This window comes from Brachyspira hampsonii (assembly GCF_001746205.1).
GTDB classification, from domain to species: Bacteria; Spirochaetota; Brachyspiria; order Brachyspirales; family Brachyspiraceae; genus Brachyspira; species Brachyspira hampsonii_B.
The window spans coordinates 168,192-190,833 of sequence record NZ_MDCO01000006.1; the positions used below are offsets into that span (position 1 = coordinate 168,192).

23 protein-coding genes and 1 pseudogene are annotated in these 22,642 nt (G+C 27.0%); 21 read left to right on the plus strand and 3 right to left on the minus strand.

Features of this window, described 5'->3' with window-relative positions; translation table 11 throughout:
• Positions 1–3 precede the first annotated feature (3 nt).
• The 4 genes from BFL38_RS03835 to BFL38_RS03850 all read left to right on the plus strand — a co-directional run bounded on the left by BFL38_RS03835 (position 4) and on the right by BFL38_RS03850 (position 5,196).
• Positions 4–2,652 carry an ankyrin repeat domain-containing protein gene (locus BFL38_RS03835; protein ID WP_069725811.1) on the plus strand — a complete coding sequence of 883 codons (2,649 nt, stop codon included), beginning with the start codon at positions 4–6 and terminating at the stop codon, positions 2,650–2,652.
• Between the two features lie 78 nt (positions 2,653–2,730).
• On the plus strand, positions 2,731–3,075 hold the full coding sequence (locus BFL38_RS03840; protein WP_069725812.1) for a hypothetical protein: 345 nt from the start codon (positions 2,731–2,733) through the stop codon (positions 3,073–3,075).
• Between the two features lie 212 nt (positions 3,076–3,287).
• Entirely contained in the window at positions 3,288–4,322 is a 1,035-nt protein-coding gene (locus BFL38_RS03845; protein WP_069725813.1) for an NADH:flavin oxidoreductase/NADH oxidase, read from the plus strand.
• Between the two features lie 127 nt (positions 4,323–4,449).
• Positions 4,450–5,196 (plus strand): ankyrin repeat domain-containing protein, encoded by a 747-nt coding sequence (locus BFL38_RS03850; protein WP_069725814.1) that lies wholly within the window; start codon positions 4,450–4,452, stop codon positions 5,194–5,196.
• A 2-nt stretch (positions 5,197–5,198) separates the two neighbouring features.
• Here BFL38_RS03850 and BFL38_RS03855 read toward each other — a convergent pair whose 3' ends face one another.
• The gene (locus BFL38_RS03855) at positions 5,199–6,479 is read right to left on the minus strand and encodes an ankyrin repeat domain-containing protein (RefSeq protein ID WP_069725815.1); all 1,281 of its coding nucleotides are present in this window, start codon (positions 6,477–6,479) and stop codon (positions 5,199–5,201) included.
• Positions 6,480–6,650: 171 nt separating this feature from the next.
• Between BFL38_RS03855 and BFL38_RS03860 the strand changes: the two genes are divergently transcribed.
• From BFL38_RS03860 to BFL38_RS03925, 14 genes are all read left to right on the plus strand, one after another.
• Positions 6,651–7,223, plus strand: coding sequence for an HD domain-containing protein (locus BFL38_RS03860; RefSeq protein ID WP_069725816.1), 573 nt, complete (start codon positions 6,651–6,653; stop codon positions 7,221–7,223).
• Positions 7,224–7,248: 25 nt separating this feature from the next.
• The gene (locus tag BFL38_RS03865) at positions 7,249–7,890 is read left to right on the plus strand and encodes an isochorismatase family protein (RefSeq protein ID WP_069725817.1); all 642 of its coding nucleotides are present in this window, start codon (positions 7,249–7,251) and stop codon (positions 7,888–7,890) included.
• Positions 7,887–8,420, plus strand: a complete 534-nt coding sequence (locus BFL38_RS03870) for a methylated-DNA--[protein]-cysteine S-methyltransferase (RefSeq protein ID WP_069725818.1) — start codon at positions 7,887–7,889, stop codon at positions 8,418–8,420. The genes BFL38_RS03865 and BFL38_RS03870 overlap by 4 nt, the downstream gene beginning before the upstream one ends.
• A gap of 28 nt (positions 8,421–8,448) precedes the next feature.
• Complete coding sequence (locus BFL38_RS03875; RefSeq protein WP_069725819.1) at positions 8,449–9,003, plus strand: GNAT family N-acetyltransferase; 555 nt, start codon at positions 8,449–8,451, stop codon at positions 9,001–9,003.
• A gap of 64 nt (positions 9,004–9,067) precedes the next feature.
• Complete coding sequence (locus BFL38_RS03880; RefSeq protein WP_069725820.1) at positions 9,068–10,366, plus strand: AAA family ATPase; 1,299 nt, start codon at positions 9,068–9,070, stop codon at positions 10,364–10,366.
• Complete coding sequence (locus BFL38_RS03885) at positions 10,363–10,890, plus strand: hypothetical protein (protein ID WP_083249372.1); 528 nt, start codon at positions 10,363–10,365, stop codon at positions 10,888–10,890. The genes BFL38_RS03880 and BFL38_RS03885 overlap by 4 nt, the downstream gene beginning before the upstream one ends.
• A 122-nt stretch (positions 10,891–11,012) precedes the next feature.
• Positions 11,013–11,303, plus strand: a complete 291-nt coding sequence (locus BFL38_RS03890; RefSeq protein WP_069725821.1) for a hypothetical protein — start codon at positions 11,013–11,015, stop codon at positions 11,301–11,303.
• Complete coding sequence (locus BFL38_RS03895; RefSeq protein ID WP_069725822.1) at positions 11,300–11,617, plus strand: hypothetical protein; 318 nt, start codon at positions 11,300–11,302, stop codon at positions 11,615–11,617. Before BFL38_RS03890 ends, BFL38_RS03895 begins: the two co-directional genes overlap by 4 nt.
• A 31-nt stretch (positions 11,618–11,648) precedes the next feature.
• Positions 11,649–12,005, plus strand: a complete 357-nt coding sequence (locus tag BFL38_RS03900) for a YkvA family protein (RefSeq protein WP_069725823.1) — start codon at positions 11,649–11,651, stop codon at positions 12,003–12,005.
• A gap of 89 nt (positions 12,006–12,094) precedes the next feature.
• The gene (dnaA, locus tag BFL38_RS03905; protein ID WP_069725824.1) at positions 12,095–13,471 is read left to right on the plus strand and encodes a chromosomal replication initiator protein DnaA; all 1,377 of its coding nucleotides are present in this window, start codon (positions 12,095–12,097) and stop codon (positions 13,469–13,471) included.
• A gap of 504 nt (positions 13,472–13,975) precedes the next feature.
• Positions 13,976–14,581: a nucleotide exchange factor GrpE gene (locus BFL38_RS03910; protein WP_069725825.1), complete on the plus strand. Its 606-nt coding sequence runs from the start codon at positions 13,976–13,978 to the stop codon at positions 14,579–14,581.
• Between the two features lie 20 nt (positions 14,582–14,601).
• Positions 14,602–14,811, plus strand: a complete 210-nt coding sequence (locus tag BFL38_RS03915; RefSeq protein WP_008725868.1) for a hypothetical protein — start codon at positions 14,602–14,604, stop codon at positions 14,809–14,811.
• A gap of 72 nt (positions 14,812–14,883) precedes the next feature.
• Positions 14,884–16,800, plus strand: a complete 1,917-nt coding sequence (gene dnaK, locus BFL38_RS03920) for a molecular chaperone DnaK (RefSeq protein ID WP_069725826.1) — start codon at positions 14,884–14,886, stop codon at positions 16,798–16,800.
• A 111-nt stretch (positions 16,801–16,911) separates the two neighbouring features.
• Entirely contained in the window at positions 16,912–17,184 is a 273-nt protein-coding gene (locus BFL38_RS03925) for an ankyrin repeat domain-containing protein (protein WP_069725827.1), read from the plus strand.
• Here BFL38_RS03925 and BFL38_RS15380 read toward each other — a convergent pair.
• A pseudogene (locus BFL38_RS15380) lies at positions 17,149–17,394 on the minus strand (hypothetical protein); the annotation flags it as partial. The gene BFL38_RS03925 and the pseudogene BFL38_RS15380 overlap by 36 nt on opposite strands.
• A gap of 50 nt (positions 17,395–17,444) precedes the next feature.
• Between BFL38_RS15380 and BFL38_RS03930 the strand changes: the two are divergent.
• Together BFL38_RS03930 and BFL38_RS03935 are read left to right on the plus strand one after the other, a co-directional pair.
• Complete coding sequence (locus tag BFL38_RS03930; protein ID WP_256097192.1) at positions 17,445–17,633, plus strand: hypothetical protein; 189 nt, start codon at positions 17,445–17,447, stop codon at positions 17,631–17,633.
• A gap of 262 nt (positions 17,634–17,895) precedes the next feature.
• Positions 17,896–18,900 (plus strand): leucine-rich repeat domain-containing protein, encoded by a 1,005-nt coding sequence (locus BFL38_RS03935; RefSeq protein WP_069725828.1) that lies wholly within the window; start codon positions 17,896–17,898, stop codon positions 18,898–18,900.
• Positions 18,901–19,166: 266 nt separating this feature from the next.
• Here BFL38_RS03935 and BFL38_RS03940 read toward each other — a convergent pair whose 3' ends face one another.
• Positions 19,167–20,180, minus strand: a complete 1,014-nt coding sequence (locus tag BFL38_RS03940) for an alpha-hydroxy-acid oxidizing protein (protein ID WP_069725829.1) — start codon at positions 20,178–20,180, stop codon at positions 19,167–19,169.
• Positions 20,181–20,372: 192 nt separating this feature from the next.
• Between BFL38_RS03940 and BFL38_RS03945 the strand changes: the two genes are divergently transcribed.
• Complete coding sequence (locus tag BFL38_RS03945; protein ID WP_069725830.1) at positions 20,373–22,628, plus strand: tetratricopeptide repeat protein; 2,256 nt, start codon at positions 20,373–20,375, stop codon at positions 22,626–22,628.
• Positions 22,629–22,642 lie beyond the last annotated feature (14 nt).

Below are 22,642 nucleotides of genomic sequence, written 5' to 3' on the forward strand. Positions count from 1 at the left end.
ATTATGATTAAAAATGGATTTTTATTTATTATATTACTTTTTACTATTAGTTTTAATATATTTGCTTTAACTCAAAAAGAGCAGGAATTTTTTGATGCCGTAAAAGAAAATAAATATGAATCTCAATTAAAAAATCTTTTAAGATATAAAATGAATTTGAATACCACAAATGAAAGAGGATTAACTCCGCTTTTGTATGCTATTGAATGCGGTAATGAAAGAGCTGTAAGAGTATTGCTTGAGTATAGCGATGTTAATATAGAATATAAACTTCCAGATGATTTTGCAGATTATCCATATATAAATAAAGTTGAAGGCGACAGTTTTAATATAGGAGGGGCTACTCCTTTAATGTTTGCTATATTCAAAGCTAATGCCAAAATAGTTAAGCAGCTTATAGATAAAAATGCTGATGTTAGAGCTAGAGATAATGAAGGAACTTCTGTATTTTTATATGCATGCGGTTTTGGAGACGGAAATATTATAAGAATGCTTCTTGTAAAAGATAGGAACTTAGTTAATGATAAAAATTCTGATGTTAATGGACTTCATTATGCTGCTTCTCTCAATAATTTAGAAACTATTAATTTTTTAATTAAAAATGTTAATATGAATATTAATGACAGAGATTCAAACGGATGTACTGCTTTATATTATGCTGCTTATCATGCAAAAAAAGAGGCTTATAATCTTCTTATTAAACTCGGTGCTAATAAAGATATAGGAGATAATTACGGAGTTAAGCCTGAATATGTTTTATCAGGAGGAAGTTCTGCTGTTGATTTAGGTGATAATTCTAGCAATGAAGAAAATAATAATTCATTTACAAATACTTATGAAGAAAATATGTCTATTATTAGAACTATTCGAGAATCAGATACTAATTCTTTAAGAAATATAATGATGTATTCTAACTTTAATATGAATTCTGTAATTATAGCTTATGAAACTCCTCTTACTTATGCTATACATCTTGGTAAAGATGATATGGTTAATGAACTTTTAAAATATAGAATTGATAATACAAATATTATTAATATAGAAACTAGTTTTATACCAAGAGATGATTTATATTTTAATGAAAGCAGGGCAGAGTTTACAGGTTATGTATATTTGTATAATGCAAGCCCTTTGCAGTATGCTATATTCAAAGGAAATACTAATATAATAAATACTCTTCTAAAATATGGGGCTGATATAAGCAGAAAAGACAGTTTAGGAAATAATGTTTTAATGTATGCAGCAAGTTATGGAAATGCAGAAGTTATTGATACGCTTTTAAATTACAGCAGTAATTCTTACAGAGTTGTTGATATATATGGTAATACTCCTTTACATAATGCTGCATTATTAGGAAATACTAATACTTTGACTGCACTTATGAATAGAACTCCTATAAATATAAATACACAAAATATTGATGGTAATACTCCTTTGCATTTGGCTGTAAAAAATCATAATACTAATACATACAGATTTTTACTTTTAAAAGGTGCTGACTATACTATAAAAAATTATGATGGAAAAACAGCTTCTGATTTACTTTATGGTGATGGTATTGAGAGTATAGAAAGCATTATAAGTAATGATGCTAATTCATTTACTAATATCTATACGAATGATAAATTTAATAAGATAAATACTAATAATACAAACTTAAATAATACAAATTTCATTAATACAAATAATGATTATAATAATACTAATTATTATAATGATAATCAAAATAATAATATTGGCACAAACAGCAATTATGATGCAGAAACTTTACCTTATAATGATATACAGTATACTAACAGCATTAATAATGAAAACACATTTGATAATGTTATGGCAGTTAATGCTAATACTTTTGCTGATGATTTAATATACGAGTACAGCGATGAAGGTATTACGGAAGATAATTCTGATGATTATGTAGAAGATGATACAGATGATGATTATTCAGAATATTATGATGCGCTGAAACCTTTATTTGAAGCTATATACAATAACAATGTTTCTGATGTATTAAAAGCTGTTTCAAATGGTATTAACATAAACTCAAGAAATGAAGATGGTTTTACTCCTTTACTTTATGCTATTAATTATGACAGGATTGAAGTTATGAAGGCTCTTTTAAGCTATAGCAATATTATAGATATAGAAATGCCTCTTAATAATTATACTAATATGTACTCTGTAAAAGGAAAAAATTTCAGCGGAGAAGTATTATTTAACGGTACAACTCCTTTAGAATATGCAGTATATAAAGGCAATACTAATGCTGTAAATCTGCTTATAGAAAATGGGGCAGATACAAGAAAAAAAGATTATAATGGATACTGCAGTTTATTTTATGCTTCAGCATTTTCTGATGCTAATATGATACACTTTTTACTTACAAAAGATCCATCTCTTACAAGAGAAAAATCTTTAAGCGGAAGAACAGTTATGCATTTTGCTGCTTTATATGGAAATGATGAAGCCATATCGTATTATTTATCTAATACATTTTTGAGTATTAATGCTAGAGACAATGAGGGCAACACTCCTTTACATTGTGCTAGTGAAAAGGGATATTCCTCTACTATTAACTTGCTTGTTCAAAGAGGTGCTAAAACTGATATAAAAAATAATGAAGGATTAACTCCAACTGATATTATTAGCTAGAATAATTTATTGATTATTGATTTTATATTAAAAATGAGAAAATATAAAAAATATTAATCTACAAAAAATGGAGAACTAATGAAAACAATTTATAAAAATATGATAAAATATTCTTATATTTGCATGTGCATTTTTTTCTTTTTACTTTTTGCTAAAAAAGAAGATATTACAGGTACAATTAGAATGGTTGGAACTTCTATATTTCCAGATATTGTTATAAGCACTGAAGAGAGAGATTATTATTTTGATAAAAAATTTTTTGATGAATATGCCCAGTATGTAGGACAAAATATTACCATAACAGCTAAAGTGAAAAAAGATACCATATGTCTTGCCGATAGAAGTAAATCGTTTGACAGATATACTATTAAATGGTCTAAAAAAAGAATAGTATTTTTTATTAGTATATTTTTGATAATTTAATAATAATTCTTATGTATTTTTCATGCATTTTTTACAAACAAATGTATTATATGTGTTATTTGTATTAATCTTTTTGATGTTCACATATAATTATTTTATAAGTATATTCAAATTAATTATATTGTGAAATTGAAATATATAAAAAATTGTTATATACTATATATTACTATATTCAGAAAATAGTTAGTTTATTTTTATAAAGGAGTTATTTTATGAAACCAGAAAAAAGTAATCTTTTTACACCTTTAAAAATAGGTAATCTTGAAATAAAAAACCGTGTAGTAATGCCTCCAATGTGTATGTATAGTGCTGAAGACGGATATGTTAATGATTGGCATATTCAGCATTATTCTACAAGGGCTATAGGCGGAGCAGGACTTATTATTGTTGAAGCTACAGGAGTGCTTTCTACTGCCAGCTATATTACTGACAATGATTTAGGCATTTGGGACGATAAATATATTGACGGCTTAAGCAAACTTGTTAAAGCTATAAAAGGTAATGGAGCTTCTGCAGCAATACAGATTAATCATGCAGGAAGAAAATGTGATTGTTTGAAAGTTGATAAAATATATGCTCCTAGTGCTATAGCATTTAGTGATCAGTTTAAAACACCTGTTGAAATGACTAAAGATGATATTAATGAAGTTGTTGATGCATTTGTTAAAGCATTTGTCAGAGCTAAAAAAGCAGGCTTTGATATGGTTGAAGTTCATGCTGCTCATGGTTATTTGATTTCTACTTTCTTATCACCATTATCAAATAAAAGAACGGATGAATACGGAAAAAACAGAGCTAAAATTTTAGAAGAGATTTTAAGAAAAGGAAAAGAAGCTGTAGGAAAAGATTATCCTATACAAATAAGAATATCTTCTTATGACTGGAAAGAAGGCGGGAACACAGTAAAAGATTTTGTTGATATGTTAAAACCATTAGAAGAACAAGGATTATTTGATTCTATCAATGTTAGTACAGGAGCTGTTACTGCTGACGGTAAAATTATACCTTATGAAGGCTATCAAATACCTTTCTGCAGAGAGTTAAAACAATATATGAAAGTTCCTTGCATAGGTGGAGGACTTTTAACAGATCCTAAAATGGCTAATATGATAGTAAGAAACGGTGCTGCTGATGCTGTATATATTGGAAGAGAGATTTTAAGAAACCCTTATTGGGCATTACAGGCTGCCAGAACTTTAGGTATTGATGTTCCATTCCCTAAACAATATGAAATGGCTAAAAGATAATTAAAAAATAAATATAATTAAATATTTTTTGAGGCTTGATTATGCTTATATAAATATGCATAATTTAAGCCTTTTTTATTTTCATTACTTCTTGATATATTTCTATTTAATAATAGAATTATAAATTATGAAGACTGTATCTATTATCATATTTATAAGCATTTGCTGTAATATTATATATTCATTTACTCAAAATGAAAATGATTTAATTATGGCTGCCGAAAAATCTGATATTATGTCAATTAGAAATATACTTAATAAAAAAGATGTTAATATTAATGTTCAAGACAGATACGGTGTTACTCCTTTGATGCATGCTGTATTTAATAAAGATATTTATATATTAGAATTATTATTAAAGAACAATGCCAATCCTAATATGCAAAATGACAGCGGTAAAACTGCTTTAATATATGCATGCAATACTTGTGATTTTGATATTATACAGATGCTTATATGGTATAAGGCGGATGTTAATCTTAGAGATAATTATAAATCTACAGCTTTGATGTATGCTTCCAGCAGAGATGCAAATATAATAAAATTACTTGCCGATTCAGGTGCTGATATTAATGCTCAGAATTTAGATGGAAAGACTGCTTTGATATATAATATTTTAAATAAGGCTGATGCTGATATAGTGAAAACTTTTATTTCTTTAGGGGCTGATATCAATATTCAGGATATTCATGGCTACACTGCTTTAATGTATGCTGCTATATTGGATTATAGAAATTTAGTTGAAATATTAATAGAAAATGGGGCAGATGTAAATAAAAGAAATAATTATAATAAAACAGCTTTAACTATGTCAGAAGAAAATAAAAATTATAAAATGGCTGAAATTTTAATTAAATACGGTGCTGTAAGATAATATTAATTTACTTCTTCTAATCCTAATAATTTTTTTATTTCTTTATTATTTATTTTCTTTGCTAAATCTATCGCTTTACTGTCAGCAGCTGCATTGTTTCTTATAAGTTTTCTGCACATTTCTAAATTATTATTTTCTACTGCTATAGCTAATGGAGTGTATCCTCTGCTGTCTTTTATCTCAGCATCAGCACCGTTTAATAATAAATTATCAACTATAGATATATTATTATTTTTTACTGCTATATGTATAGGAGCATATCCATTATAGATATTGTTTAATTCAGATTCGGCATTTATTAAAATATTAGATATTTCAGTATCATTATTAATAACTGCTATATTTAATGCTAATTGATTTTGATCATTTAATATATTTATATCGGTATTATATTTTATTAAAGCATTTATGACTTCTATATATTTACTTTTTGATTTATGGGCATTCATTACAGCTAAATGCAAAGCGGTATTTCCATTTTTATCTTTTATATTAGGATTGGCATTTTTAGATAAAAGCAAATTAACACTTTCAAGCAATTTATTAGAATTGTTTTCTATTACATAATGCAAAGATGTTTTGAAATTGGCATTTGTATTATCAATATTAGCTCCCAATTTTATAAGTTCGCTTGCAGCCTCTATAGAACCATTTCCTACAGCATAATGAAGCATAGTATTTGTATCTTTAGTATCAACATCTATTCCTAAGTTTTTTACTAAATAGTTTATATTTTCTGCATTATTTCCAATGCTTGCTGATTTAATTAATGATACAACATCTTCGCTATTCATAAGAAGGTATATATTTTTATTAAGATAAAGCTCTAATATTTGAGGATTGGAATATTCTGATGCAAGAAATTCACTTCTAGGTTTTTCTTTCATTTTAAAATTAATATTTGCTCCTGAATCTATTAGTAATTTTACGCTTTCAAAATTTCTATTTACAGCAGCAATGTCCATAGCTGAATAGTATGAACCGTCTATATATTGATTATTATTTGTTATTTTAGTATTACTTTCCAAAAGGATATTTAAATCTGTATACGGAGAAGTTTTAAGTATATTTATTGAAGCTGTCTGATTATTTTCTGCTGCTATATGTATGAGTGAATATCCTCTTTCATCTTTAATATTCGGACTTACATTTTGTGATAATAGAGTTTGTATAGTTCTGATATCTCCTATTTTGACAGCATTAATCATTTTATTTTCATTTTCTGTTAATGCGTATAGAGTGACAATATTTATAAATAATGTTATTGCTATAAATTTTTTCATATTATTTCCATTTTATTAAGTTAATATTATGTATACTAATATTATAATCATCGTTTTTATATTTATTTTTATTATAACTTTTTTATTATTAAAATATTATATAAATAGAATAAAATATTGAAAAATAGACAAATATAATATATACTTATGATAATATTTGGAGGTTTTTAAATGGCTAGCATAGAAAGAGATAAAGCTATTGAACTATTTAAAAAATATAACAATGAGCATTCATTATTTAAGCATGCATTATCAGTAGAAGCAGTTATGAGATATTTTGCTAGAAAAAACGCAGAAGATGAAGATGAATGGGGTATGGTAGGATTTTTGCATGATATGGATTATGAAAAATATCCTGATGAGCATTGTATTAAAGTTAGGGAAATACTTGAGGCAGAGGGGGGTCCTGATAGTTTTATAAGAGCCATTCAAAGTCATGGTTATGGAATTTGTACCGACATAGAGCCTTTAAGCAATATGGAAAAAACTTTATATGCTGTTGATGAGCTTGCAGGTTTTATTACCGCATGTGCTTTAGTGAGACCTTCAAAGAGTTTAGATGATATGGAAGTAAAATCTGTTAAGAAGAAATTGAAAGATAAGGCATTTGCAGCTAAAGTTGATAGAACGGTTATAAATAAAGGTGCTGAAATGTTGGGAATTAACATAGATGAACTTATAAAAGAAACTATAGAAGCTCTTATTCCTGTGCAGGAGAGTATAGGGCTTAATAAAATTTCCTAAATATTAATGTTTACGGACTTGGGTTATGAGTAAAATAAAGATACTTACAATAGTAGATATGCAAAATGATTATATGGAAGGCGGTCCTATGGCTGTTAAAGGTGCTTCTAAATTAGTGCCTATTATAAATGATCTTATAAAGAATGGCGAGTATGATGCCATAATTGCAACTCAGGATTGGCATCCTTCTAATCATATATCTTTTGCTTCAACTCATGAAAAAGAGCCTTTTTCTAAAATAAAAGTTATAGATCAGGATACGGGGGATGAAGAAATTATTACTTTATGGCCTCGTCATTGCGTTGCCAGAACTTATGGTTCTGCTATAGTTGATGGCTTAAGGAAGAAAAGAGATTATATTTATGTTCAAAAGGGAGTTGATCCGGACGATGAGGGTAACTCCGGTTTTTCTTATATGCATAAAGAATTCATAGATGCTGCCAGAGAAAATAAAGAAACTTTGGTGCTTGATTTTGTCGGCGTTGCTCTTGACTACTGCATATTTTTTACAGCGAGAGATACGGCTGAGTATGTGGCTTCTATAGATGCTGAGTATTTAGTAAGTGTAAATGTACTTGGATATGCTTCTGCGGCAGTTAATCCTGAAGTTATAGAGGGCTTATATGCTTCTTGTCCTCTAATTAATCTTAAAAAGGTTAAATTGTGAAAATTATTAGGCTTGATAAAAAAACAAATTTTAATAAAGCCTATATTTATAAAAGCCCTATTGGCGATATAATATTAATGACAGATGAAACTTCTCAATATATCACTTCATTAGAGTTTAACTTAAATAATATTAATATATCATTAAAACATGATGAACCGCCTATAATAAAGAAGGCAAAAAAAGAATTAGATAATTACTTTTCAAATAATTTAAAAAATTTTTCTATTCCTTTGGCTTTATATGGTACAGATTTTCAATATAATGTTTGGTTGGAAACTTTAAATATACCTTTTGGTAATGTTGTATCATATTCTGAAATAGCAGCAAGTATTTCCGATAAAAGAGGCAGCATATCGAGAGCAGTTGGAACAGCTGAAGGAAAAAATAAAATAGCTATTATTATACCTTGTCATAGAGTTGTAGGAGTAAATAAAAAATTAACAGGCTATGCGGGAGGCTTGGATAAAAAAGAATATTTACTCAAACATGAAGGCTTTAATATAGTTAATTCTAAGATTATAATATGAAAATAAGATTATAATAGGTTGATTTTATATGCTTAAAAAGACTTATAAAACAAATAGGCTTTTTCTATTACAGCCTAATATAAATATGGCTTCAGAGATAGTTGATTTTTACAGAAGAAATAGAGAGTTTTTTAAAGAGTTTGATCCTCAAAGACCTGAAGTATTTTATAAGGTTAATACTCATAAAGATATTATAAAAAAAGAGCTTGAAGAAATCAGATTGGAAAGAATGCTGAAATTTTGGATATATAAAATAGAAGATAAAAGAAAGATTATAGGTATGATTAATTTCAGCAATATTTATAAAGGGGTTTTTTTATCAACTACAGTGGGCTATAAATTAGATGAATTTGAACAAGGTAAAGGCTATATGACTGAAGCTCTTAAAGCAGCAATAATAATAGTATTTAAAGAACTTAAACTTCATAGAGTAGAGGCTAATATAATGCCGCACAATAAACCTTCATTAGAGTTGGCTAAAAGATTGGGATTTGAATATGAGGGGCTTGCTAAGAAATATTTAAAGATTAATGGTAAGTGGGAAGATCATGTTCATATGACTATAATAAATAATGAATTGTGATTTATAGATATTTTACCATTTTTATTATATAATAATAAACTGTTTAAATTATTTTGGAGATAATATGTCAAATTTGATAATTAAGAATTTAGGTCCTATAACATATTTTGAAATGGATATAAAAGATTTTAATTTGATTATTGGAGAGCAGGCCGTAGGAAAAAGTACAATTTGTAAATGTATATATTTTTTTAGATTATTAAAAGATGATGTTAATTCTTTTATAGTTGAACTATTATTAAATAATGATAAAAATAATAATGTTTTATCAAAAGAACAGTTAATATCACAATTAGATATTAAGGCTAAAGATTTATTTATAAAAATATTTGGAGATTTAGAATATACAGATTTATTTATTTCCTATAATTATAAAGCATCTCTTAATATAGAAATAAAATTTGATAAAGATAAAAAATTGATTATATCTTATAGTGATGCTTTACTAAATATGGTATATAATTTTTATAATGAAATAAAAAATATTAAATACAATAGAGTTGAAAAACTAGATTTATTTAAGAGAATTTTACCTATTCTTTTAAATAAAGGTATATTTGATGAGGAGTATAATACTTATTATATTCCTGCTGCTAGAAGTTCATTATCCTTTATTAATAATCAGAAAACTAAATTAAATTATGAATCTATTGATTTAGTTAATTTGAAATTTATACAATTTATAGAAAATATACAGCATATATTTAATAATGGAATAAAGGGTCTTAATAATAAAATAAGAAATAAGAAAATAAGGCATAATATAATACAATTGTCTAAGAAAATTATTAATCTTATGAAAGGAGAATATTTTTCTGAAAATGGTACAGAATATATTTTATTAGATTCTGAAAAAAAAGAGAGAATACCTGTTAACTATATATCTTCTGGACATCAGGAAATACTATGGCTTTTGAACATTTTATATTATCTTATTATAAGAAATGAAAAGGCTTTCGTGATTATAGAAGAACCTGAAGCACATTTATATCCTAAGATGCAAAAAGAAATAGTAGATTTTATAGTGAATTTTATGAATATCACAGGAAGTACAGTTTTCATAACAACTCATAGCCCTTATATATTAACAAGCACTAATAATTTATTATATGCAGGAAAAATAAAAAAAGAAAAAAATAGTGATGAGGTTAATGAAAAGATTGATAAGTTATTTGGTAAGTATGGAGTTATTGATACGGATAAAATAAATGCATTTAAACTTTATTTTAAAGATAATAAAACATCATATTCAAGTTTAATAAATGAAAATAGCGGCGAAATTATGACAGAATTGATAGATGAAATTTCTGATTATATAAATGAAACTTACACTAAATTACTTGATATAGAAGAAGATTTATGATTAATGATAATTTTATAAAACAATTAAAAAAAGATGAAACTATAACTTTATCCGATTCTCAGACTAAAGTTTTTATATATGCTTTAGATGATATTTATATTATTACAGTTGATAAAGGTATAATTTCAGATAACATAAAAAAATGTGACTATTTAGCATATAGAAAATATGATAAAACATGTTTTATAGAACTTAAAGGCAAGAAAATTGATGAAGCTTATAATCAGATAATATCATCAGTTTATTATATATCTAGTAGTGAAGATTTATCTTTTTTAATTAATGATGTCAAAATTTTATATGCATATATTATTAGTAAAGAAAATAATAGAATACCTAAAGGAAGCAATAGTAAAGAGAGAAAATTGGCAAATATTTTATATAAAAAGTCGAAAGAAAAGTCAAAAATAAATAATTATTTGGATTTAGTTAAATATGTTAAAACAGTATCAAATAATGATAAAAGAGAATCATCAGATGAAAACAATTTAATTTGCAGTTCAAAAAATCCTTTAAAACTCTAGAATTATGTTTATTAATTTCTATAAATTTGCATAAAAACATATAAAATTATATACTCAAAATCTTTACAAATTAAATATTATCTGTATAATGCATGTAAATAAAAATAATAAGAGGTATATAAATGTCTGTAAAATGTGTTTGGTGCGGAAAAAATGTAGAAGAAATACAAGGGCAGGCTACCATGGATACTTGTGATGAGTGCGAAGATTTTTTTGAAGAGCACATTGATGATATATCAGAATCTTTGAATGAGCTTCTTAAAAAAAATGAATCTTCATCATCTAAACCTACAGAAAAAAAGGCTTGGATTAGTTATTCGCTTATAACAGCAATTCATATGCTTAGTTCTAAACCATATATAGAATTTAAAGACTCTAAATATAAAGATTTAATTTCGGATAATAAAAAATGAGAACATTATATATAATAACTTTTATAATCTTTTGTTTTTCTGCAAGTTTAATACCTAAAAGTCAGGAGAATTTTTACTGTGAGTATTGCGGCAATAAATTTAGTTCAGTTAAATTATTAACTTCTCAAAATTGTATGCGGTACCCAGATGGTAATTATAAAGGCAAGCATAAACTTTATGAGGGCAGTGAAAAAGATGAATATACTTGTAAATACTGCGGTAATAAATATAAAACTATAAAACAATTAACTTCTGCCAAGTGTATGAGTCATCCAAATGGTAATTATAAGGGATATCATTCTCCTGCTCTTTGATAATTATAATACTAATAATTATGGGGTATTTATGAATAATTATGATAATAATGAGAGAGAAGTTGAAATAGTTAATGATGACTTTAATGATAAAAAGAATTCTTTTAATTTTATAATTTCTTGGATTCCATTTATATTAGCTTTAATATATACGATTTCGCCCATTGATTTTATTCCAGATGTTATACCTGTTGCTGGTTGGGGAGAAGATGCTTTGTTTTTAATTGCATCGGCTTTGCATGGTATTCAAAATACTGTACTAGATAAAAATACATCTATATATAAGATAGTTAAATATATAAAATGGGCTTCATTTATATTTACTATTATGTTTATACTGATATTGGTTCTTCTTATAGTATTAGTTTTTAAAGTTTCAGCCAATTAGTAATAATATATACTGTAATTTTCTATATTTAATTTAAAAATATAAATTCCGATTATTATATAGCTAGAATATATTTTAAAGATAGAAAGATGGAAGAGATAAAAAAGTATTGGAATGAATTTTTAGATATTATAAGTGAAGATGATGAGTTTGCTGGTGTTGCTCTGCTTAAAGGCAGTATAATTGTATCTGATAATGAAAATAAAGCTGATATAGTGTGTTCTGGAGATTTTACAGCATCGCATATAAAAAAAGATTTTTTATCAAGAATAAAAGATTTTTTTGAAGATAGGCTTGGGCATAATATAGATATAGATGTCAAAGTAGATGCAGAACTTGTTAATAAGTATATGCATGAAACTGAAGAATATCTTGAAAATAAAGAAAATAATTCTAATAAAAATATATTAGAATCCTCAAAAAAAGAAAATTCTTATAGTAAAAGCAATTTAAACGATTATTTTAGGTTTGATAATTTTATACAGGGAAATAATAACCGATATGTATTTGAAGCCGCTAAATATGTATCATCTAATCCTGGCAAAGAATATAATCCTCTCTATATATATGGAAGTGTTGGTATAGGAAAGACGCATTTACTTCAGGCTATAGGTAATAGTTATATGCAGAATAATCCTAATGCTAAAGTTCTCTATATAGACGGAAGCGGGTTCAGAGATGAATATGTATCAGGACTTCAGAATAAAAAACCTGAAATTTTTAAGAAAAGATATAAATCATTGGACATGCTTTTATTAGATGATTTACAGCTTCTTGAAAGTGCTCAGGAAACATCTAAAGAGCTGTTTGAAATATTTCAGGCTTTAGATAATTCATCAAAACAGATGGTATTTGTAAGTGATAAGCCCCCTAAAGAGTTAAGAAATATAGAAGCAAGATTGAAAAATAGATTTGAAAAGAGTCTTATTCTTTCAATAGAGCCACCGCAATATGAAACTAGACTTGCCATAATAGAAAGAAAACTATTCGATTTGCATACAAGTATAGATGAAGAAGTTATGAAATATATGGCAGAAAATATTACAACAGATGTTAGGAAGATTGAAGGTGCAATAAGGGCATATTTATCAGTAAGAGATTTAATGAAAATAACTCCTAATATAGAACAATGCGATAAATTAGATATATTTAAAGATTATTTCACCAATAAGCCCAAATTGAAGAATGCTACAATAAAAGAGATAAAAAAAATAGTTGCTGATTATTATGGTATAGAGATATCATCTTTTGAAAGTAAAGACAGAACAAAATTTATATCTAAAGCAAGGCATGTTGCTATATATTTAGCTTGCGAATATTCTAAAAAGTCTGTTACGGAAATAGGACTTGATTTTAATAGAGATCATGCCTCTGTAATACATGCCAGAGATAAAGTTAAAGATGAATTAAAAACAGGTTCGCATTTATATTCAGAAATTAATGATATAATATCAGGAATATCATAAAATTATTAAAATAAAATATAAAAAATGATTGACTTTTATATGATTTTATATATAATTTAGGAGTATTGTTAAATTAATACAATTTTTCATAAACCTCCTTATCACCCTGATGTCTTATACAGGGTGATACTTTTTTAACGAAAATTCAAACTTTTATTGTCTAATATTATCATAATGCTATTTTTATTATATTTATATGTATAAAAATAATACATGATTGAATATTTTAGATGTATAAAAATTGTACATATAATATTATATCTCTTTGTATTCAGCTATAATTAAAAATTATTTATATATTTTAATATGTTTTTGTATTATATTGAGCATATTATTTATTAGTTTTTTAGATTTATATGTTTTAGATATATTTTCTTAAGCTATTTTTTATGAAATATATTGTTTAAATTTTATTTATTGGCACATTTATTGCATATAATAGTGGTATAAAGCTGAGAATATTAAAAAGTTATAAAATAATACTTTTAATAAAAAGGAGAATAAATGGAAGAGGAAATAAAAGAAAATAGTGAAGATAAAAAAGAGGAAGAAAATGTAGAAGCAGAAGCGGCTGAAAACAATGAGCAATCAGAAGAAAATACAGAAAATAATACTGAAGATGAAATAACTGCATTGAAAAAAAGAATAGAAGAGTTAGAAAATGAATCTGCTGATATGAAAAATAAATATATGTATGCTATGGCAGAGGCAGAAAATATTAGAAAGAGGACGGCTAAAGAGAAAATTGATGGTATAAAAAGAGCGAATAAAGAACTTTTATTGTCTTTGTTAAATTTCATGGATAATTTTGAGAGGGCATTAAAAGCAGGAGAGAAAGAAGAAAATATTCAGAATTCTGAGTATTATAAAGGAATAGCACTAATACATAAACAATTTATAGACTTTATGCATGATAACGGAGTTTCTGAAATAGAGTCTTTAGGAGAAGAGTTTGACCCTAATGTACATGAGGCATTAACTATGATAGAAGTTCCAGATCTTGATAAAGAAAAGGTTGTTGAAGTTTATGCTAAAGGTTATAAATTGAATGATGAACTTTTGAGAACAGCTAAAGTAGTGGTTGGAAAGCCGGCTGCTGCTAAAGAATAAATAATTAATTAGGAGATTTTATGGCACATATTCAACTTTTTAGAGCTTATTACGAGCCGAAAGCGGACAAAAAGGAGAGCATACAGCATATAAACAGAGTTCTTCAGGATTTGACTGATGCGATTAATAATCATATCAGAGATAAAGAAGTAATTAATGTTGACCTTACTACTTCTCATTTGGGTAATGGTCATACTGAGTATGTTGTTAGTGTTCTGACGAAAGACTGACAGCAGATAATTTAAGATATATTAATTTTAGTATTAAAAGATTTAGTAATATTTGAAAAGGAGAAATTTATTATGAGTAAAATAATTGGAATAGATTTAGGAACAACAAATTCATGTGTATCAGTAATGGAAGGCGGTAAACCTGTAGTAATAACAAATGCTGAAGGAAACAGAACAACTCCTTCTGTAGTAGCATTTACAAATAAAGGTGAAGTATTAGTAGGTCAGCCTGCTAAAAACCAAATGGTAACCAACCCAGAAAATACAATATTCTCTATTAAAAGATTTATGGGTAACACTTATGCAGAAGTAACAGAAGAGCGTTCAAGAATGCCTTATACAGTTATAGAAGACGGCGGAAAAGTAAAAATTAAAACTTTAGAAGGAAATTTCACTCCTCAGGAGATAAGTGCTAGAATACTTCAAAAAATGAAACAAACAGCAGAAGAATATTTGGGTGAAACAGTAACTGATGCTATTATTACAGTACCAGCATACTTTAATGACAGTCAAAGACAATCTACTAAAGATGCAGGCCGTATTGCCGGACTTAATGTATTAAGAATAATAAATGAGCCTACTGCAGCTGCTTTAGCTTATGGTATAGAAAAGAAGAAAGATGAAAAAATAGCAGTTTATGACTTGGGTGGCGGTACTTTTGATATATCTATACTTGAATTAGCTGACGGAGTATTTGAGGTAAAAAGTACAAATGGTGATACTCACTTGGGAGGTGATGACTTTGACCAAGCGATAATTAATTGGCTTATAGATGAGTTCAAAAAAGATACAGGCGTTGACTTGAATAATGATAAAATGGCTTTACAGAGATTAAAAGAAGCTGCTGAAAAAGCTAAAAAAGAAGTTTCAAGTTCATTACAAACTGATATTAATTTGCCGTACTTGACAGCAGATGCATCAGGTCCTAAACATTTGAATGTATCTTTATCAAGAGCAAAATTTGAGGATTTAGTAAGAGATTTAGTAGAAAAAACTCGCATCCCATGTGAAAAAGCATTGAAAGATGCAGGACTTTCTACCAGTGATATAGATGAAGTTATACTTGTTGGAGGTTCTACAAGAGTACCTTTAGTACAGGAAACAGTTAAAAACATATTTGGAAAAGAACCAAATAAAAGTGTAAACCCAGATGAAGCAGTAGCAATGGGAGCAGCAGTACAAGGCGGTATCATAAAAGGTGATGTTAAAGATGTACTTCTTCTTGATGTTACTCCGCTTTCACTTGGTATTGAAACAGAAGGTTCAGTAATGACTGTTTTAATCAACAGAAACACTACTATACCTACAAACAAAAAACAAGTATTCTCTACAGCAGCAGACAATCAGTCATCTGTAACTATCAGAGTATTACAAGGTGAAAGAAAAATGGCTAATGACAACAGAGAGCTTGGAAGATTTGACTTGGTAGGAATACCTCCTGCACCAAGAGGAGTACCTCAAATAGAAGTTTCATTCGATATTGATGCTAACGGTATAGTACATGTTACAGCTAAAGATTTGGGTACAGGTAAAGAGCAGAAAATAACAATAGCTTCTTCAAGCGGACTTAGCGAAGATGAAATAAACAAAATGGTTCAGGACGCTGAAAAACATGCTGAAGAAGATAAAAAGAAAAAAGAAGAAGTTGAAGCTAAAAACAATGCTGACCATATGATTTATCAGACAGAAAAATTATTAAAAGAAAACGGCGATAAATTGCAGGCTTCTGACAAATCAGAAATTGAGTCAAAAATGAGTGCATTGAAATCAGCAGTAGAATCTAATAATACAGACAGTATTAAAAGAGCTACAGACGATTTACAAGCAGCATGGAGCAAAGCTTCAGAGGCACTTTATAAACAAGCAGGAGCACAGCAAGGTCAGGCAGATGCAGGACAGCAAGCACAGCCTGATAACAGACAAGATTCAGGCAGAAAAGACGACGGTGTAGTTGATGCTGATTATGAAGTTGTTGATGATAATAAATAATAAAATAGATAAAAAGTAAAAGTTGAATATATAAAGTCTAATGGGCGATTGGAAGTTAATTTTTTGAAAGTGTTGATTTTCAATCGCCTGTATTTTTATTGAGGATATAAAATGATTGAATTATTAGAAGCCTCTAAAAATAATGATTTAGAAACATTAAAATCCTTAATAGAAAAAGGAGCCGATGTAAATGCTAAAGATAATGATAATTGGACAGCTTTGATGTTGGCTTCAGATAATGGGCATTTAGAAGTAGTAAAATATTTGCTAGATAAAGGAGCCGATGTTAATGCTGCTGATAATAATGGCTGGACTCCTTTTTTCTTTGCCGGCGATAATTCTAATTCTGATTTCCTTATTTCTATTTTCTATATTCTTCATTAAAGTATCTATATCATTATCTAATTTTGATATATCTTCTTTTACCGAAGGTACACCTTGCGTGTTATTTTCTCTCTCTTCTGCCAAAGGCACACCTTGCGTGATACTCATAGCAAAATATACTTGTCTTTCGCCGTAGGCGGACTGTCGTCTTGCCATAAGTTCATCAATAGATTGTAAATCTAAAGCATTTTCATTTTTTAGTTTTTCTATTAAATGATTCTACAGAGGCTCATCATTTTCTTAAATTATTTGACAAAGGTATGCATAATGTTTTAGGTCTTGACTATGAAGCTGAACTTTATTTGGGTCATCAAATATATCATGGCTGTAATTATTATTATATTGCTGAAGCTGAAAGTTTAGAAACTAAAACAAAAAGTATTAAATTAGCAGTGATAAATCTCTTTATAGATGAAGCTAAAGTTGTAGAAATAAAAGATATATTATAATTACCGTACTAACAAATATAATTGAACTTATACTGTTTAATAAAATTAATCAGTATAAGTTTTTTTATTATTCTGTAATTTAAAATAAAAGATAAAGTTTATTCAAAAAATATATACAATAAGGTTTTATGTAGTTTTTTATAATACAAAAAATAAATTATATAAGACTATCTATAATATCATAATTTATATTTTTTTAAATAAAGTATTTTTTTTATAATTTTTGTTATTATATAAGTAACTTTAATTTAGAGGATAAATAATGATAAAAAATATTTTATTGATATTGACATTAGTGCTTGTATCTTGTTCATCAGAAATTGTATCACCTAATATTAATAATGATAATGCAGATAATACTGTGCCTTCAGGTCCTACAGAAGAAGAATTAATAGCAAAATACGGCATAGATATAGGTTTAGACGATGCTGTAATAAGCCAAAAGATAGAAGAAAATTTAAAAGCCTATTATGAAGAGATGGGTTCATATAGATTGATATTTACAGGTGTTCCTAAAGATTATACTCAAAGCACAGCAGAATCACTTTCTATTTTAACAGTAAAATCAGCTGTTAATGTAGGTACTGCTAAAAATATAGATATTGATATACGAAATATTGATTTTCAGGATAATACCATAAAAACATGTATGTTTTCTGGTGAAACTATTGATGATACTATAAATCTTAATTTTATATTTCCAAATAATAAAATAAAAACAATAGAAAGTATGTCTTTTGATAATTTATATAACATAAGAGAAATAATATTACCAGATTCTGTAACTTCAATAGAAAATGATGCATTTAATAATTGCCAAAATATAGAGAAATTAACATTAGGTAATGGACTTAAAACTATAGGAGATATGTCATTTTTATATAATAATTCATTGAAAGAAGTAGTAATACCAAATTCTGTAACATCAATAGGAATGGGAGCATTTAGCGGAGCACCGATAGAAACATTAAAATTGTCTTCTTCATTGGAATCAATAGGAGACGCTGCTTTTGACACTATTTATATTACAGAACTGACAATACCAGCTTCATTAAAGTCTATAGGAATGCAGGCATTTGCATTTTCTCAGGAATTAACCACACTTACTTATTTGGGAACAAATCCTAATGATATAAAAGATTCGGGATATATATTTTACTATTGTGATAAACTTAAGACATTAATACTGCCTAATGCATCAGATATAACAGATAATGCTTGGAAAACTTTCTTAGGCGGAACTTTTACCGATATAAGAAAGCAGTGATATAATAAATAATATACTTATTTCAAAAACAATTTTATTTATGATTGTGCGTACTAACTCTGTATTCTGTAGATAAACGAAATACTGCATATTTATATACAAAATAATAAGTTATATAATATGTGAAACATTGCGTTTATAATTTTATACTTAATCTTCTCGATGACTTTTTAAACTATTTATTAAAAAATAAACTCAATATACAGAGTTTTTTGAAAGCTCTCTATATTGAGTTTAAAAAATCAAATTAATAAAAATTAAACGAATTAAAATCTTACAATTTCTCTAGTTATTTCTTTTAAGCTGTGAACTCCGCACATAGTCATAGCATCTTCAAGTTCAGCACCTAATTGTGCAGCATAAGATTGAACTCCTTCTTCTCCTCCGCCGTAAGCAGCTATTACAAAAGTTCTTGCAATAACAACTCCGTCAGCTCCAATAGCAAGAGCTTTTAATATATCGGCACCGCTTCTTATTCCGCCGTCTACCAATATTTTTATTTTTCCTTTAACTGCATCAACAATTTCAGGCAGCACTTCAGCAGTAGATGCACATTGATCAAGTACGCGTCCTCCATGATTTGATACTATTATTGCATCAGCCCCAGCTTCAACAGCCTTTTTAGCTCCTTTTGCAGTCATTATTCCTTTTATTATAAATGGTCTTTGAGCAATCTCTTTTATTTGTTTTAATTCATCAACAGTTTTGCTTCCAGCCTTTGGAGTAAGATTTTTTAAAAAAGGAAGTCCTGCAGCATCAACATCCATAGCAACAGCAAAAGCATTTGAATCAGCAACTAATTTCATTTTTTCTTTTATAACATCCATATTCCAAGGCTTAACAGTAGGTATTCCTATGCCGTTTTGTTTTTTTATCATAGTAGTAGCGGCAATCATTACATTAGGATTAGTTCCGTCTCCAGTAAAAGCAGCAATACCTGCCTCATGACAGGATTTTACTAATATATCATTATATTCTTCTTCCGTATATTTATTTCCATAGTGAAGCTGAACTGCCCCTACAGGACCTGCAAATATAGGGTATTTGAATTTTTTGCCGAACAGTTCAAAAGAAGTATCAACATCTTCATTAGAGCATATTGTATCCATATTGAGTCTTATCTCTCTCCATTTGTCATAATTTCTAATGGCAACATCTCCTATTCCTTTGGCACCAGGTCCTGGCATACTATTTTTACAAACCTTACCATTACATGTAATGCAAGCTTTACAGAAACCCATACAGTCTTTTGCTGTTTCTATAATCTCTTTATAAGTCATAACATTTCCTCCGATGTAATTAAACTGATAATAATTCCACATCAATAATACTAAATATAAAAAATAAAACAAGCAAATTTATTAATAACAATTTTTTATAGTATTAAATTATTTTTATAATATAATATTATTAGATTAATAAATATGAAATTGGAAATATGAAAAGTCTTAAAAAATAATATGGGGTGTATCATGAATAATAGTAATAATAGTATTGAAGAATTATTAAATAAAGCTAAGGAATCATTTGAAAATAAGGATTATGAAAAAGCTATTGAATATATTGATAAAGTTATATTTTATAATGGTGATTCTTATGATCTTTATCATAATAGAGGATTAGCAAAATTAAATTTGCGTTTATATGAAGAAGCTATAAAAGATTTTGATAGAGCTATTGAGCTTGGAGATTATAATTCCTATTATGAAAGAGGATTGGCTAAATTTTATATGGCTTTTTATAAAGAGGCAATAGAAGATTTTAATAAAGTTATAGAATTAGATAAAAATGATACATCAAGTTTTGCATATAACACTATTGGTTTATGTAAATACAATCTAAATGAATTTGATGAAGCTTTAAAATATTATGATAAAGCTATAGAAACAAATCCTAATCTCATTATCGCCTATCATAACATTGCTTTGTTAAAACATTCTATGGATTTAGATGATGAGGCTTTGTCTTATTTAAATAAGGCTTTAGAAATAGATCCTAATAATATTGAAACATATTTAAAAATTTATTCTATAAAATTAGATTTAGGTTTAGAGCAGGAAGCTAATGAATATTTAAATAAAATTATAGAAATGTATCCTGATGACCTTTATATTTATGACAGAATAGGAAATATAAAAATTGATGCAGGATATATGGAGGAATCTTTAGAATATTTAAAAAAAGCATTAGAAATAAATCCTAACTTTATTGATGCATATTATGATATTGCTTTTGCTTTGCATAAATTAAATTTAAATGATGAGGCTTTATCTTATTTAGAAAAATCACTTCAAATTTCTCCTAATAATGCAGATACTTATTTTAAAATATTTTTAATTAAAAGAGCTTTAAGAGATTATGACGGAGCTTTATCTTGTTTAGAAAAAATACTTGAAATAGATAATACTGATGTTGCTATTTATAATGAAATTGCTTTGATAAAAATAGAATTAGAATTATATGATGAAGCTTTATATTATTTGGATAAGGCTTTGTATATAGATAATAATAATGCTGAAATATATAATACTATTGGTTTGGTTTATCATTATAAAAGAAATTATGAAGAAGCTATTAAAAATTTCAATAAGGCTTTAGAGTTAAATACTTATATGGACATGGCATATTATAATATTGGTTTATCATATTATGAAATGCATGATTATGAAAAAGCTATTGAATACTATAATAAGGCATTGGAGATAAATCCTCAATATTCAGCTGCTTATATTAATTTGGGGCTTATTGAGCATAATCTTGGAAATTATCAAGAAGCAATTAACTATTATAAAAGAGCATTAGAAATAAATCCTCATTATAGCTTATCTTATTATAATATTGCTCTTGCTGAAATGAGTTTAGAAGATTATGATAAGGCTTTGGAAGATTTTAATCATGCTTTGGAATTGGGCTATGATGAAGCAGATATTTATACTAATATTGGGCTTATATATTCAAGAGAGGCTATATATGATAAAGCTGTAGAGTATTATAATAAAGTATTAGAAATAGATCCTAATAAACTTAGCACCTATTATAATATTGCTTTTTGTTTATCTAATATGAACAGATATGAAGAGGCTTTGCAAATATACGATAAAATAATAAAAGAGTATCCTGATAATTTTGATGTTTATTATGAAAGAGGATATACTAAATATAGAGCATTAAAGTATGAAGAAGCTATAAAAGATTTTGATATACTGATAAATAAAAATCCTAATCATTTTAATGCTTATTATTGCAGAGGCTGTTCTAAAAAGTATTTAAAAAATTATGCTGAAGCTATTTCAGATTTAGACAAAGCTATAGAATATAATCCAAATAATCCAGACTATTACAGTGAAAAAGCTTCTTGTTATGATTATTTACATCAATATAGAGAAAGTATCGAAAATTATAATAAAGCTATTGAGTTAAATAATAATGATTGGTTTGTATATATTTTAAGGTCTAAAGTAAAATTTCTTTTATCAAAAGAGAATAATTTAGAAAATAAAACAGATGAGAAGAAATCATTTTTTGGTAAAATCATATCAAAAATTAATCAATCACAAAAATGTTATAGTGATTTAGAAAAATCAGCATTAGATGATTTGGAGAAATCTTATAAGTTAGCTTTAGAAGATGAATTTAATCTTATGGTATTCAAAGATATTATAAAAGAGGAATTTACAGATATAGATTTAGCAGCTGAATTTTGTAAAGATAAAAATATTTCTTTATAAATTTGATTATTATG